The 15,038-nt window shown below is 42.7% G+C and carries 15 protein-coding genes; 7 read left to right on the forward strand and 8 right to left on the reverse strand.

The genetic code is table 11. The features are described from left to right. Nucleotides 1–29: 29 nt before the first annotated feature. The 3 genes from SJY39_RS15865 to SJY39_RS15875 all read right to left on the reverse strand — a co-directional run bounded on the left by SJY39_RS15865 (nt 30) and on the right by SJY39_RS15875 (nt 3,036). Nucleotides 30–674, reverse strand: coding sequence for a response regulator transcription factor (locus SJY39_RS15865; RefSeq protein WP_010431833.1), 645 nt, complete (start codon nt 672–674; stop codon nt 30–32). 31 nt (nt 675–705) lie between these two features. Then, nucleotides 706–1,464, reverse strand: a complete 759-nt coding sequence (locus SJY39_RS15870; protein WP_016767355.1) for a helix-turn-helix transcriptional regulator — start codon at nt 1,462–1,464, stop codon at nt 706–708. A 387-nt stretch (nt 1,465–1,851) separates the two neighbouring features. Continuing rightward, nucleotides 1,852–3,036: an MFS transporter gene (locus SJY39_RS15875; RefSeq protein ID WP_010431827.1), complete on the reverse strand. Its 1,185-nt coding sequence runs from the start codon at nt 3,034–3,036 to the stop codon at nt 1,852–1,854. Nucleotides 3,037–3,317: 281 nt separating this feature from the next. Here SJY39_RS15875 and SJY39_RS15880 point away from each other — a divergent pair, with 281 nt between their 5' ends. Next, nucleotides 3,318–4,199 (forward strand): LysR family transcriptional regulator, encoded by an 882-nt coding sequence (locus SJY39_RS15880; protein WP_010431824.1) that lies wholly within the window; start codon nt 3,318–3,320, stop codon nt 4,197–4,199. Nucleotides 4,200–4,325: 126 nt separating this feature from the next. Here the strand turns inward: SJY39_RS15880 and SJY39_RS15885 are convergent, their stop codons facing one another. Further along, complete coding sequence (locus tag SJY39_RS15885) at nt 4,326–4,616, reverse strand: putative quinol monooxygenase (RefSeq protein WP_016767356.1); 291 nt, start codon at nt 4,614–4,616, stop codon at nt 4,326–4,328. A 207-nt stretch (nt 4,617–4,823) separates the two neighbouring features. Beyond that, nucleotides 4,824–5,321 carry a hypothetical protein gene (locus tag SJY39_RS15890; protein WP_016767357.1) on the reverse strand — a complete coding sequence of 166 codons (498 nt, stop codon included), beginning with the start codon at nt 5,319–5,321 and terminating at the stop codon, nt 4,824–4,826. A gap of 93 nt (nt 5,322–5,414) precedes the next feature. Between SJY39_RS15890 and SJY39_RS15895 the strand changes: the two genes are divergently transcribed. Both SJY39_RS15895 and SJY39_RS15900 read left to right on the forward strand, forming a co-directional pair. After that, on the forward strand, nt 5,415–5,693 hold the full coding sequence (locus SJY39_RS15895; protein ID WP_010431815.1) for a hypothetical protein: 279 nt from the start codon (nt 5,415–5,417) through the stop codon (nt 5,691–5,693). Nucleotides 5,694–5,830: 137 nt separating this feature from the next. Beyond that, on the forward strand, nt 5,831–7,363 hold the full coding sequence (locus SJY39_RS15900) for a phospholipase D family protein (RefSeq protein WP_010431804.1): 1,533 nt from the start codon (nt 5,831–5,833) through the stop codon (nt 7,361–7,363). Nucleotides 7,364–7,452: 89 nt separating this feature from the next. Here the strand turns inward: SJY39_RS15900 and nfsA are convergent, their stop codons facing one another. Continuing rightward, entirely contained in the window at nt 7,453–8,175 is a 723-nt protein-coding gene (gene nfsA, locus SJY39_RS15905; protein WP_010431802.1) for an oxygen-insensitive NADPH nitroreductase, read from the reverse strand. Nucleotides 8,176–8,416: 241 nt separating this feature from the next. Here nfsA and SJY39_RS15910 point away from each other — a divergent pair, with 241 nt between their 5' ends. From SJY39_RS15910 to SJY39_RS15925, 4 genes are all read left to right on the forward strand, one after another. Beyond that, nucleotides 8,417–9,400, forward strand: a complete 984-nt coding sequence (locus SJY39_RS15910) for an HAD family phosphatase (RefSeq protein WP_032545022.1) — start codon at nt 8,417–8,419, stop codon at nt 9,398–9,400. 223 nt (nt 9,401–9,623) lie between these two features. Beyond that, nucleotides 9,624–10,319 carry an aspartate/glutamate racemase family protein gene (locus SJY39_RS15915; RefSeq protein ID WP_016767360.1) on the forward strand — a complete coding sequence of 232 codons (696 nt, stop codon included), beginning with the start codon at nt 9,624–9,626 and terminating at the stop codon, nt 10,317–10,319. 596 nt (nt 10,320–10,915) lie between these two features. Next, nucleotides 10,916–11,152, forward strand: coding sequence for a YdcH family protein (locus SJY39_RS15920; RefSeq protein WP_010431796.1), 237 nt, complete (start codon nt 10,916–10,918; stop codon nt 11,150–11,152). A gap of 171 nt (nt 11,153–11,323) precedes the next feature. Next, on the forward strand, nt 11,324–12,220 hold the full coding sequence (locus tag SJY39_RS15925) for a LysR family transcriptional regulator (protein WP_010431794.1): 897 nt from the start codon (nt 11,324–11,326) through the stop codon (nt 12,218–12,220). Nucleotides 12,221–12,323: 103 nt separating this feature from the next. On the opposite strand, the gene SJY39_RS15930 is transcribed toward SJY39_RS15925, so the two are convergent. Continuing rightward, nucleotides 12,324–13,133: an SDR family NAD(P)-dependent oxidoreductase gene (locus SJY39_RS15930; protein WP_010431792.1), complete on the reverse strand. Its 810-nt coding sequence runs from the start codon at nt 13,131–13,133 to the stop codon at nt 12,324–12,326. Between the two features lie 303 nt (nt 13,134–13,436). Continuing rightward, nucleotides 13,437–14,996 (reverse strand): glycerol-3-phosphate dehydrogenase, encoded by a 1,560-nt coding sequence (gene glpD, locus SJY39_RS15935; protein WP_016786363.1) that lies wholly within the window; start codon nt 14,994–14,996, stop codon nt 13,437–13,439. Nucleotides 14,997–15,038: the final 42 nt, after the last annotated feature.

Raw genomic sequence — 15,038 nt, forward strand, 5'->3', positions numbered from 1 at the left:
AATAAATAAGTATGAAAAGAGTGCTAATTTTAAACGGTTAATTCATGAGCTTTAGCAAATAGTTCATGTCGAGAATGTACATTCAACTTGGACATCACATTGTAAGCGTGTGTTTTTACTGTGTTTATACTGACATTTGTGTCGTTTGCTATTTGTATGTTTGAAAAACCTTGAATCATTAATTCAAAGACTCTTTGCTCTTTCTTTGTTAAAAAAAACTTTGATGTTACTTTTTCTGTGATGGAATAGGATTTCTTAGAAACGCTACTGATACAAAGGTCAATAATAAAGCTTTCCATAATATGTCTAGGGAACCAAAGCTCTCCCTCTTGAACAGATTTAATGGCTTTTGGAATAAATTCAAAATGATTCACTTCTATTTGGCCAAAAAAGCCAAATTTTAGGTAATCGTAACAAGCGCTGCATTTAATATTGATGGCGATCCACTTATCTTTTCTATTGATAATTGAAACACCACACTTGTCTGGCATCGGTATCGTACTTCTGTCTAAAAGCACAACGCCTTTATACTCAGGGTCAAGTTCAGAATAAGATTCGATAACTTGAAATTGATTGAGTGGGAAAGAAAGTTTCAATAAATCTCTGATCACTCGCGACAAGGTGTTGCTGCGAGTGATCAAGCATGTGTAAGGTGCTGGTCGATTATTTTGCATACTTTGAGCCTTCCTTGGCGGCAGAAGCGAATTAGGTGTAAGCAGAGCGTATTGGTGGGCTGATGAGCCACTGCCCTTGTCCAAATCGAGAGATCAGTTGGTTTTGGTTTTTACATTGTGTTTTGTGCAGGATACTCTTGATCTGACTGCGAACCGTTTCTTTTGATACATCACGGGTTTGTGCGATCTCAGTACCGTTCAATCCTTTAGTCAGTAGATCAAGCACATCAAGTTCTGACTTAGTCAAAGACGGGCTCGTGTTGGCCGTTTTTGGCTCAGAATATTTACGCCAATGTGAGACCATAGTACGGTGGGCGACCCATGAATTTGCCCAAGCGATGGCAATGTCACATATTGATTTTAACTGGCGTAATTCATCAATCCGGAGTTCATCGACACTATGAAACATTATTGATATTCCATGTTCGTAAAGTAGATTTTCAGAAATACTATAGAAATTCAGATAATCTTGGGCGACAGGGAGCTTGTCATGACCCAATATTCTATTGTCCATTATGTCATCTATCTTGTGATGAATTTTTCCTTTACGGCTCTTTGAAATCAACATGAGATAATCATCTAGATTGTCTGTGATTACCTCTGTCAGCGAGACTCCATCTGACAAACCATCAATATATTTGAAGGCTGGGAAGTCTGGTTTTGATGAGATAACTAATGTGACATGCTCAATTCCAAGTGTAGTTAATCCATTTCTTATCGCTTCTTCGAATTCAGACGGGGATTTATTAAGTCCATTTTCTAGTGGAATCTTCAATTCTGATATCTGCATAACTCAATCCATTTAACCTATTGCAAGCGATAACTCGAATATATTTTGGTGCTTCATTTGAGTTTATCTAAGGTTGATATTAGTCATTAAATGATAGGTTTATCATCACCCAATTGGGTGAAGTAATCCACAAACAATCCACTTTTTATAATAATGGATGCTTATTGAGCAATTAATTGATTTGAATCAATATTAGAAGGGCGATATGGAAGGGTATTTAAATTCAAAAAAAGATTCATAATAAATTATTACTCAAATTATAATTAATAATCTCTTAATTTAATTAAATCGAGGATGTGTTATTTATGTTGTTCGATTCTTATTTGCGATAAGACAAGATAGAAAATAGCAACGATGTAAGATTTCATCGTTGCTATTTGGTTAGAGTTATTGGTTCGTCGCTTGGAATGCTGGTTTTTTATTGTCTAGAGCACCACTAATTCGGGTCAACACTAGCGCGATTAAGACAATCATAGCCCCAATCCAAGGTGTGTTCATTAATCCAGATTTTGCGACAATCAAACCACCTCCCCATGAGCCTAATGCAATACCTACGTTGAAAGCTGCAATGTTGAGCCCTGATGCCACATCGACTGCGTCAGGTGTGTATTTCTCAGCCAGTTTCACTACATAAACCTGCAGTCCCGGAACGTTACCGAAAGCAAATGCACCCCACACAAGTATGGTTGCGACCGATGCATAAGGGTTTACCGCGGTAAAGTTGAAGATTACCAGTACTGACGCTAAGCCAGAGAATATAACGGTCAGTGCTTTTATTGGGCCCATTTTGTCGGCCATCTTACCGCCCCAGATGTTACCAACCGCGACTGATACACCGTAAACGAGCATGATTAAACTGATAGAACTTGAATCAAACCCTGATACGTTTTCTAGTATTGGAGCGAGAAAGGTAAAGGCTGTGAATGTACCGCCGTAACCGAGTGCTGTGATGGCGTAAACCAACAGTAATCTAGGCTGAGTTAGAACCTTTAATTGCGTTGAAATCTTAGCGGTTGGCGGTTGTTTAAGGTTGTTTGGAACTAAGAAGGCGCTTCCAATAAGGGCTACCAGGCCAAGAATAGCAACGATCAAGAAGGTCGCTTGCCAACCAAAAGTTTGGCCGATGTAGGTGCCCAGTGGTACACCGGTTACCAATGCAACAGTTAAACCCGTAAACATGATCGCAATGGCACTGGCTGCTTTATCTTTTGAAACTAAACCGGTCGCGATGGTTGATCCAATCGAGAAGAACACACCATGGGCAAGGCCTGTCAAAATACGAGCAGCGATCAATGTGTTGTAGCCTGGTGCTTGCCATGCCAGTAAGTTGCCGACGACAAACAAGGCCATCACGCCTAGCAGTACCAGCTTACGGTTCCATTTTCCGGTCAACGCCGTTAATACTGGCGCGCCAATGGCAACACCAAGTGCGTATAAACTGACTAATAGGCCTGCTGATGGCAGAGATACATTCAAGTCGCTCGCCATCGTGGGGATCAAACCCACGATGACAAATTCTGTGGTTCCGATGGCAAAGGCGCTGAGCGTCAATGCAAATAGTGCTAGTGGCATAATCATCTCTCTTACTGTTCTGTGTTGATTATTGAGCGCGATAACATGGGGCAGCTTGCTACTGCGATAAGAGCGCTTCGTCTGATGGCGGGGATTATCTAGTAAAATATATTTGTTAAAAATGTCATCATTAACAAATAACCTTTGTGTTATTTGCAATAATTAGAGAGTTAGCCGATCATTGGATTAAGTTAATAAGATCGAAAAGACACAGATGATTTGAGCTGTGATGAGCACAAACGAGAGGACATTAAACAACATGAAAGTAGTGAAGGAGCATCATGCTAACCCGTTCAGATGATTTAGAAATGGTACTCACCGTCGTCGATGCTGGTGGCTTTTCTGCGGCGGCAGAGGCGTTGGATGTACAGGTTGCCAAGGTGTCTCGTTCGGTGAGTAAGGTTGAGTCGCAACTCGGCGTCTCAATATTCAACCGAACAACGAGACGAGTGGAATTGACAGAGGAAGGGCGGCAGTTTGTTGATTCAGTAAGGTTGGGGTTACAGGTGATCCAGAGCGCAGAAGAAGAAATTGTGTCGCGCGGTGAGTTGCCAAAAGGTCGTTTAAGAGTTGATGCCGCCAGTCCATTCGTATTCCATCAGCTAGTGCCTTTGGTGCAGTCATTTAAAGAGGCTTACCCAGATATTGAATTGGAACTCACTTCCAACGAGGGCTTCGTTGATCTTCTGGAAAAGAGAACTGATGTTGCGATTCGAATCGGTAAGTTGTCCGATTCAACACTGCACGCCCGCCCGTTAGGGAAAAGTTTGCTTCATATTGTAGCGTCGCCTGATTATCTCGCTAAGCGTGGGTTGCCCACCAAACCTGAAGATTTGAGTTCGCATCAAGTTGTGGGATTTGCAGGAAACAAAGTGCTTAATCACTGGCCTTTGCCAAACCAAAGTTATATCCCGCCTACTGTAACAGCCAGTAATGGTGAAATCGTGCGTCAACTGGCATTAGCTGGAAATGGGATTGCTTGTTTATCGGGTTTTATGGTGCAGGACGATATAGCAGCAGGGCGCCTAGTCCCTATTTTGGAGCAAGACAAACTTGCCAACACAGATCGAGAGCGAGTGAATGCGGTTTACTATAAGTCGTCATCCGTCTCTAAGCGTATCTCGGCGTTTATTGATTTTATACAGCCAAGGTTAAAGCTCTAACTAAGGCTGATTGACGACGATATACGCTTAAATGAAAAAGCCCCGCTGACGTGCAGCGGGGCTTTTAAATCAAAATCAATTGATTGTAAGCGTGTTATCCAGTAGCAGATAACTTGGAATCAGTATTTAAGCGATTTTAGTCATTTCATTGAGCGTGAATGACGCAACACAACCTTCCGTTGCTGCCATGTACTCAGCAAGATGGGCATTACCCATGTGCTGTTGCCACAGTTCACGAGACGTCCAGTTTTCATAGAAAGTGAAATGCGCTGGGTTTTCATTGTCTTGGTGAAGGTCGTAGTTGATGCAACCTTCTTCCGTACGAGTTATATCAATCAGTTTTAATAGCTCGGCTTTAACCAATTCGATTTTGTCTTCGTTAGCGACGATGTTTGCGACGATAGTTAGTTGAGTCATGTTCGTACCTATATTACTTTTCACCGAAATGGTGAGTTGTCTGTGTTTACAGCGCCACTCTTTGTTCATTGAGCTACAGTCTGTATCGATGGATAAATAATAGTAGGAATATTTGAAACGATAAACAGCGTCACATTTGAATTATTTTCAAAAATAAATTGATAATAACCTGGGGGTTATGTGCTACCAGGCGTAGGTAAAGAGTGTTTAAAAACCGCCCGCCCACGCATCAAAGTCATCAATGTTGTCGAGCTCTTCCTTGGTTCTTGGGGCTGGGTAATATGGCAGAGCCAATCTTTGAGCGGAAGGTTGCAGTTCCCAATCGGGCGTAATCTTGAGTCGTGTTAACTCATCGTTGAGGCGCACAAACATATAGTAACCATCGCTATGAGTATTGGCGTAACTTGCGACTGTAGCGATATCACCGGAAGGTAATTTTACGTCTCGACCCAGTGGATAGAGTTGGTGCAATGCGAAACTCACTTTGGGATCTTCAAGCTTGCCTTGCTTAAAGCGTTCTAATCCGATGGCGGTTGAAGTGGTGCGCGGCTTCCACCCCGTGAGGAATAATCCACTTAAGTTATCTTGGAACGGCTTACCCTTTCGATTACCTTCGTTGCTAATGAATTGAACCGTTAGTGTATCTCCAGATTCATTTAGAATTTCTAAAAATTGTTCGCCTGTTCGATCGACTAAAAGCTTCATGAGATCCAGATACCATTAAGGATGAAATATGATAAAGGGTACTACTTTAGGGGAGGCTTGTGTAGGGACGATAAACGTTATGTAGCGTGAACAATGTTTCCGGTGTTGAATGAGTATCGAGGGTTGTTAGAAACCTTATTGACAATGAAATCTCTTGGTCCTGTAGAAGTGTTTAGCGAACGTTTTGAAGCAGTAGTACACCCTTTAAATCTGACCTCAGAGCAAACTGAAAATGCGCTTCATTTGCTAGTGGACTATTTGCATGGCTACGCTTTAGCACTGAACTGTAATCAAGACAGAACTGAAATTACCGTCGAAATGGTCGAAAAACCACTAGGCTTATACTGTTTAGGGCTGACTCATTTGAAGTGATTTGTTGCTTTAATTGCTGGGCTTTCAATTTATCCTTGATAATTACCTATAAATTTCAGGTAATAGCAGCAATAATCAATAGGTAAATAGGAATGGCTGCGCACCCTGAAAGCCATCGTTGAAAGGAAGTTCAATACATGCCCGTGCTCCAACGCATTAGTTTAACCCTAATTTTAATTGCTATTCTAGGTGGGTGCTCTTCTCTCCCTGAAGGCATTGATCATCCAACAGAACCGCAAACCTTCCCCTCATCCAGTGTCTTGTCGGTCTTAGCTGCGGATTATCAACCTGAGTCTGTTGAGCAAGGAACGACGGCCGTTAGCTTACAAGAATCTGGCTGGGATGCGCTAGCTCAGCGATTGGCACTGGTTGAATCGGCTGAACATACCATCGATATTCAATACTACATTTGGAATTCTGATGAATCGGGTAGCTACCTAGCCAGTCGTTTGTTAGCCGCTGCTGACCGTGGTGTTAAAGTTCGAGTGATGCTTGATGATATTAACCTCAATGAACGTGAAGGTTTGTTATCGGCATTGGATGCGCATCCTAACATTGAGATTCGCATCTTTAATCCAACGCCAACACGTCGTGGCTTCAGCAAATGGTTGAGTTTTTTGGGGGACTTTTCTCGGTTAAACCGTCGCATGCATAACAAGTCGTTTACTGTAGATAGCACTTTGTCTGTCGTTGGTGGGCGTAATATCGGCGATGAATATTTTGACCTCTCTGACGAAATCAATTTTCGAGATCGCGACGTGATGGTCATGGGCTCTGTGGTAACCACTATCCAAGCGAGTTTTATTGAGTATTGGAATAGCCGTTGGTCTTACCCTGTTGATATGTTAGGTGGTGAAGAACAGCCTGATATTTCATTGATGAACGACATCGCTGCTCCGCATTATCTGAACTACCCTAAATTGCCAGAAGACGGTAAATCGAGCACTGAATTGTTAAAAAGTGTCTTGAGTCAAATGACTTGGGTCAATGCCCGTTTTGTTTACGATCCCCCAGTCCCTATCGACTCAGATGATACTAATTTACCTAAAGCAACGGCTGTGTTACTTGCGGATCTAGCACGTAAGTCTGAACACGAAATCTTGCTAGAGTCTGCCTACCTAGTGTTTGATGATGGACAACTTGATGAGTGGCAATCTCTGAGTAGCAACAACGTTGAAATAAAGGCGCTTACCAATTCTATGGCGTCTAATGATTTGGTGACTAATCATTCTGCTTATGCGGGTCGCCGCTACGACATGTTAGATCATGGTATCGACCTGTTTGAGCTAAAACCAGAATCTAATCTTTGTGAAGCATCTACCCAAGATGTGTCTAAATGTGCTCCGGAGACGGCCTATGGCTTACATGCTAAATCGGTAGTATTTGACCGTAGTATTGCGAGCATTGGATCATTTAACTTCAATTTGCGCTCTACGTATCTCAACACGGAATCGGTTTTAATCATCGAAAATAAAGTCATTGCCGAAAAACTAGCAGAAACCATTGAACAAGCAATGAATGAAGATAATAGCTGGCGCCTAGAACTGGAAGACGGTGATGTGTATTGGTATTCCGGTGAGCAAAGTTGGGACAGCGAACCTGAGACAGGTAAGTGGGAAAGAATGCAATCCGGTTTTCTACAATTGCTACCGATTGAGAAATATCTGTAGCAAAACCAGTACCGTATAAACAAAAAAATGTCAGCGTATATTGCGCTGACATTTTTTATTGTGCTTTCTGAATATCGAGTGTGAGCAGTTTATCGCTTGGTCAGTCCTTTACTGTTCAAGTAAGGAAGGATGTGTGGTCGAGACTCACCAGATAACTTTTGTGTGATCTGTTGTGACCAACTGCTCTGCTTTTGGTTACTTGAACGGCTTGCGTAGTAGCTCTGCATCGAATCATCGTAGCTGGCAATTTCGTCTAGGCTTAGCGGTTGGTATTGGTTTTCGTGCATTACTACGTGAGCAGGAAGGCGAGGCTTAACCTCTGGTTGCTGTGCCGGGTGACCTAAACACATCCCGAACAACACGGCGGTGTGTTGTGGTAGTTCTAACAGTTCATCGACTTGTTGTGCGCTGTTACGCAGTCCACCGATATATACACCACCCAAACCTAGAGACTCTGCAGCCAACATGCAGTTTTGCGCCATGATGCCAGAGTCGACCGCACCAATCAGAGTCAGCTCAGTAAAGTCGGTTTTCACTTCAGGGTTAATTTTAGCGTGACGTTGATAGTCGATACAGAACACCAAAAACTCGGCTGCATTTTCTACGTAAGCTTGGTTACCTGCGTATTCCGCTAGCAGCTTGCGCTTCTCGTTGTCTGTGACTCTAATGATGGAAACAGCCTGTAGTAAGCTCGACGACGATGCAGCAAGGCCTGCTTGAACAATCATGTCGAGTTGTTGCTTTTCTATTGGTTGGCCCGTGTACTGGCGAATGGAGCGGTGCCCCAAAATGGTCTCAATCGTGCTGTTCATAATTTTCAGGCAGTCCTTGTTTTATGATGATATGACAAATCACCATAACGAGATTTGTCGTTGGGGTAAACCACAAAGCAATCTTGTGTGAGCTGAAAATTTTAATGCTGAAGCATTACTTCTGCTGTTCAAATCGCAACATAAACATCGGTTATAGTATCCATAAGTGGAAAATCGCGATAGACAAACTAGGATGAATGAAAGTGAACCCTATAATCAATTCAACAACATGGTAGTTGCTATGAAGAAAATATCCCTTTTGTCAGTTGTGATTTTATCGAGCTTTTCCTTTTCATCTTTTGCTAAAGATTGTGATCCTTTGTTGCTGCCTTCTTGGAAGGATGGTGAAAGCAAATCCGCTATCGTAGATTTTGTTGGGCAAGCCACCCAAACAGAGTCCGAGGCGTTTGTGGCGATTGAAGATCGAATCGCTGTGTTCGATAACGATGGTACGCTTTGGTCAGAACAGCCTTACTACTTCCAATTAGCCTTTGCACTAGATCGTGTAAAAGAGTTGGCTTCTGAGCATCCTGAATGGAAAACGGAAGTACCGTTTAAGTTTGTACTAGAAGGGGATATTGAGAGCGTTCTTGGCAGTGGTGAAGAAGGGTTACTCAAAATCATTTTAGCGACACATTCTGGCATGACAGTTGAGCAATACCAAGAAGATGTTGAGCAGTGGTTAGCGGTAGCAAAAGATGCACGTTTCAATAAAGCTTACACAGACCTGACTTACCAGCCAATGAAAGAGATGCTGATTTACCTACAAGAGCATGACTTTAAAACTTACATTGTATCGGGAGGAGGCGTTGATTTTATGAGAGCATGGGCTCCTCAGGCTTACAACATTCCTTCTGAACAGATTATCGGCAGCGCGCTTAAATACAATTACAACTATAACGATGGTAAACCGACGGTCACTAAAGACTCTTCCATTTTGACCATCGATGACAAAGCTGGAAAAGTATCGAATATTCAGCATATTATAGGTAAAAAGCCTATTCTAGCTGTCGGGAACTCAGACGGAGATCAAGCGATGATGCAATGGGCAACCAGCCAACCAAACTCAATGGCTATGATTGTTCATCACACTGATGGCGAACGTGAGTGGAAGTACGACCGAGAGTCTCATGTTGGGCAACTCGACAAAGCATTAGACGAAGCGAGCTCAAGAGATGACTGGACACTGATCGATATGAAGTCAGATTGGTGTGAGGTGTACTAACGCCAAAACTTTGGTTGGTCAAAAGCAACAAAGGCTCGGGTTCTTAATTCGAGCCTTTTTTATGAACGGAGGTTTTTGGAATAAACGGTTTGAAAGCAATGGTTTGGAAAGAATGGTTTGAAAGGAGTAAGGTGTTATGGGCTCGCTTTAAGCAAGAACGTACTATAAATTTGCAACGCATAACGATTTAATCGGGTTAGTCGGAATCTAAAGGGACAGGAATATGAAAACGATCGGTTTGCTCGGCGGAATGAGTTGGGAGTCGACAATGAGTTACTATAAATCCATTAATGAAGGTGTTAAAGCCAATCTTGGTGGCCTTAACTCTGCAAAAATTTGCATGTACAGCGTGAACTTTGATGAAATCGAAAGGCTACAACACCAAGGACGTTGGTCAGAGACGGCTAACATCTTGTCGGACGCGGCTTTATCGGTTGAGAAAGGCGGAGCGGACTTTATCCTTATTTGTACCAATACCATGCATAAGGTCGTACCTGAGATAGAAAAAAAGATTACTATTCCTATCCTTCATATCGCTGATACCACCGCGCAAATACTGCTTGAACAAGGTGTTAAAAAAGTAGGGTTATTAGGTACGGCTTTCACAATGGAGCAAGATTTCTATAAAGCTCGCCTAGTCAATAAATTCGGTATCGGTGTTGTGATTCCTGATGAAAGCGACCGAGAACAAGTGCACAACATCATTTACCAAGAGTTGTGTCGAGGCGAAGTAAAAGAAGAGTCTCGTGATGTATACCGTCAAATTATAGAGAAGCTAAGCCAGCAAGGTGCTGAGGCCGTTATTCTAGGGTGTACTGAAATCGCCCTGCTGATTCAGCAACAACACACTGATGTTCCTTTGCTCGATACCACGTCAGTCCATGCAGACGCAGCGGTCCGTTTAGCGCTTGGAAACTAGTTTTTAGACCCTCGTTTCGACCTCAATGCAGCCTTTATTGTCGTTTTTGTGTGATTTTTATTCGGATGAGTGAAAGTTTTTTGTACAAAAGCAGGTCGTTAATTAATGAGAAGATACTTTGTTCATTAACCAAGGCTTTATTTATGCGTAAGACTTTAGTTAATGGCTGAGGTATCTAAGCTAATAAGCACTATGCTTCAGTCATGAACAAAAGAGGATTTATTATGAAATGGCTTATCTTATCTGTGACGCTGTTATTCGTGGCAGGATGCCAATCGACGGGCTCTGACACATCATCACATGATCACATGAATAAAATAGATACGAGAGGGTGTAGTAGCTAGCTCCTTTTTGGAAACACCTCTTTAGCTATCCACTTATTAGAAAGACCTCTTTAAAGCCTTACGATTACGTGAGGTTTTCTTTTATTCAAAACTAATCCATCTGTTTTGTGGATGGGTGCTGTACATTTTTGAATCAGAATTGTCTATATTCTATGCTGTGTACTGGATCTCATTTGTTATTTAAACCACTTGCTAAGGTTAATAATGAAATGTTTTTAATACCAATCACTTTACTCAACTTAAGAGGTTTCTATGCTAGGTGAAAATCATTCTCTTGTTCACGAATTTCCTGAAATGAAAGATAAAATTGCTGAGCTTGTTAAAACTGACGATGGATTTGCTGAAGATATGAAGACATACGACAACCTTGATAAAGAGATTCGTAAGCTTGAGCTGAAAGATTCACCCATTGATGACGGTTCGATGCACCAGCTAAAACATGATCGTTCTGTACTTAAAGACGCGCTGCATGCTCGCTTAGTAGCTTAGTAGCTTAGTTGATCGAGATAACATCGTTTTAAAATTGTTAAACTCCTTCGGGAGTTTTTTTAGTTCAATAATATGGCCAAAATGAAACGTTCATAAGTATGACATTGCTATGTTTTTGGCAAGTAATGTGGTCTATTAACAAAGGATTTTTAAGATTTTATTGGTAATCGTATGAATATTGAACACCTTAAGTTATTTGTTCGTTTAGCTTCCACACATAACATCAGTATGGCTGGCCAGGAGCTTGGTTTGTCTCCTGCGGTTGCTAGTTCGCACATCAGTAAACTTGAAGATAATTTAGGTGTTCGCCTGGTACACCGAACGACTCGTAAGGTGTCTTTAACAGAAGAAGGTGAAGCGTTTTTACCTCACGCTGAAGAGGTGTTATCGAGTGTTGATGCTGCCAAGTCGGCAGTCGGTGTGGGCTGTGATTCACCAATCGGAACATTGCGCGTTACGGCCTCTGCGTCTTTTGGGCGTTTGCATCTTGTTCCTGCATTGCCTGGATTTCTCGATCGTTACCCTGGTCTAAAAGTCGATTTGAGACTGTCAGACTCCATGGTCGATCTTGTGGAAGGTGGTTTCGATATCGCGATTCGCATCTCTGAACTGAAAGATTCGACACTCATTGCTCGAAAGCTCGCAAGAGACAAACGTGTTGTGTGCGCATCGCCAGATTATCTAATCAAATACGGCAATCCTGCCAAGCCTCAAGATCTTAATGACCACCAGTGTATTAGTTTGATTGGCTTAGAAAACTGGACCTTCAATACCGAAAACGGGCCTAAAACGATTAAGGCATCTGGATCGCTCAGGGCTGATAATGGAGAAGCGCTGCGTGATGCTGCTATTGGTGGGTTGGGTATCACGGTGACATCAAATTGGTGTGCGTATGAGCAACTGAAAAACGGTCAATTGATTAAAATATTGGAAGACTACTCTTTAACGTCAGAACCTGCGATTTGGGCGGTGTACCCAAGTTCAAGGTTGATTGCACCAAAGGTGAGAGCCTTCATTGATTATTTCTCTGAGTATTATGGTAACCCGCCATATTGGGAACAAAAGTAGAGTCAGATAGATTTAGAGAAAAAGCCCTGTGTTTCTAAACTAATGCATTAGAAAAACAGGGCTTTTTGCTTAGAATCAGAAAATCAATTGAGCGTAGCTGTCATTAAGAAAGCGTAGCCGCGATGATCTCATCAATTTTAGCGACAACTTGCTGTGATTTATCACCATAAATTGCATCTGGGTGTGGGTTAGCAAAGGTATTGTTGTCGTTATCGAAGTATTGACCGCCAGCTTGTGCGAACTCGTCAGACAATGAGGCGCGAACTAGAATATCAGAGCCAATGCTTAGGTCGCCGCCTGCAATGCCGTACGCATCTTTCACCATCTTGCTGCCTAGTAAGGAAGCCGGGTTTACTGCAACAACCATCGGCCCTGTTGAACCTAATTCTTTTGCCATTTTACGAGTCCACATGGTGATCGCCAGTTTGCTTTGTGCGTAAGCATCACCATCAGAAAGCGTTTTTTTCCCTTCGAGAGCTTCAATACTTACTGCCGCTTGTGCCGCTGAAGATAGGTTCACCACTCGGCTAGATGAACCGAGCAATGGCAATAGACGTTTGGTTAGGTGATAAGGCGAAACCGTATTCACTGCAAAACGAACATCTAACCCGTCTTTAGTTATTGGGTTCGGAGTGTTGAACACGCCAGCGTTGTTAATCAGTACATCAATCTTATCGTGCTCAGCAATCACTTCGTCGGCCAACGTATCGACCTCCGCCAGAACCGATAAGTCTGCTACGTAGCTTTGAATTTTCGCTTCAGTCGAGAGCGTCACAAGCTGTTGCTCAACGTTTTTGAGTTTGCTTGGGTTACGTCCATGCAATAAAACGTGGTGGCCTTGTTGAACGAGTACTTTTGCAGTTTCGAAGCCGATACCATCAGTAGAGCCAGTGATCAGGATAACTTTTTGCATGGAATAGATTCCTTATTAAAGCGCTGACATCGCGAGCGTTTTTGAATGTGTTGTTTCGTTGAGATAAAGAATAACAACCTTTTGTAAAGTTGATAATCCAGCAGATTAATAAAACACTATTTAGTTTTTATTGAAAATAGGGGAATGAACAAAGCCTCAGTCAGTGTGAAGGAGACGATCAATCGAGAGGTTTATCTGATCGAGCTCTTAGATCGGAATAGTAGACAATAAAAAAGCTTAGCGTGGGGAGCGCTAAGCTTTGTCATTATTTATATTCAGGAGCAGATGGTTTTGCTAGAAGAACTAACCGACTTGAGAAAAGTTCACCACAGTGCTTTCAAGATTCTCTTTTAAGTAGCTAGAAACTGCATGCTGCTCTGTTTCACTTAAGTACAGACCAAGCTTGGTTCTGCGCCATAAAATGTCTTCGTCTGTTAGTGCCATCTCTTCATTGATCAAGTAATCTATCTCAGCTTGATAAACGCCGTGTGCTTCGCTTGAGAATTGGATACCAAGATCAGCTTCGCTCGTTGCACCTTCCAGCAGCTTCCAAGTGTAAGTACCAAATTGAGTCACATAACGTAGTAACAGTGCTTCTGATATCCAAGGGTACTTGGTGTGGATCATCTTAGCGAGCTGTTCTCTGCTGCAGCTGAAGTTACCACCTGGCAGGGTATCGTTAGCCGTCCACGGAGCGCCCATGTTGGTTAGGTAAGGGTTGAGTTTCTTAAGCGCCGCTTCACCTAGCTTACGGTAGGTGGTTAGTTTGCCGCCGAAGATCGAAAGTAGTGGCGCTTGGTCTAGCTCGGCATCTAATTCCAGTGTGTAGTCACGAGTGATCGCTTGTGGTGAATCCGATTCATCATCACAAAGCGGTCTTACGCCACTGTAAGTCCAAACTACATCTTCACGCGCTAACTGTTGTACGAAGTGCTGGTTAACAATATCAATTAGGTAATCCACTTCTTCATCGTTAATCTCTACTTTACGTGGGTCGCCTTTGTACTCAAGATCGGTAGTGCCAATGATCGAGAACTTATCTAGGTAAGGGATCATAAACACAATGCGATTATCTTTGTTCTGCAGAATGTAGGCTTGTGGTTCGTCATGAATGCGTGGCACGACAATGTGCGAGCCTTTAATCAAACGAATATTTCGAGGAGAAGCCTGTTTTAGCCCGTCATCAAAGAATTGCTTAACCCAAGGGCCGGCAGCGTTCACTAGCGCTTTCGCTTTGCGCTCGAAACGTTGATCCGTCATTACGTCGTGGATCGTTACATGCCAGATTCCACCTTCACGATGCGCTTTTTCAACTCGGCAATAGTTACGCACTTCTGCGTTATTCTCTTTAGCCGCTAGAACGTTGAGCAATACCATACGCGCATCATCAACCCAACAATCTGAGTATTCGAAGCCCGTCTTCATTTCTGGTTTCAATAGACCTGATTTTGCTAAGTTGACTGTCTTACTTCCTGGAAGCGTGGTGCGTTTACCCAAGTTATCGTAAAGGAATAGGCCACAGCGAATCATCCAAGCTGGGCGCAAAAATGGTCGATGAGGTAAACGGAAGCGCATTGGTTGTGCAACGTGAGGTGCTTTTCTTAGCAGAACTTCACGCTCAGCAAGTGCTTCCGAAACCAAACGAAACTCGTAATGTTCAAGGTAACGCAAGCCACCGTGAATTAGCTTTGAGCTCGCCGATGACGTAGCAGAAGCAAAATCATTCGCCTCGTATAAACCAACGTTAAGACCTCGACCTGCCGCATCTGCCGCGATGCCCGCACCATTGATGCCGCCGCCGATCACGATCAAGTCTAAAGTGGAAGATGTACTATTTTTTGAATTATTTTGTTGAGCACTCATGATTTTGACCTCTTTCTGAGCGAACGAGCATTTTAGAACATA

Origin of the sequence: Vibrio sp. R78045, from assembly GCF_042466085.1 — a bacterium.
In the GTDB taxonomy this organism is placed as follows: Bacteria; Pseudomonadota; Gammaproteobacteria; order Enterobacterales; family Vibrionaceae; genus Vibrio; species Vibrio cyclitrophicus.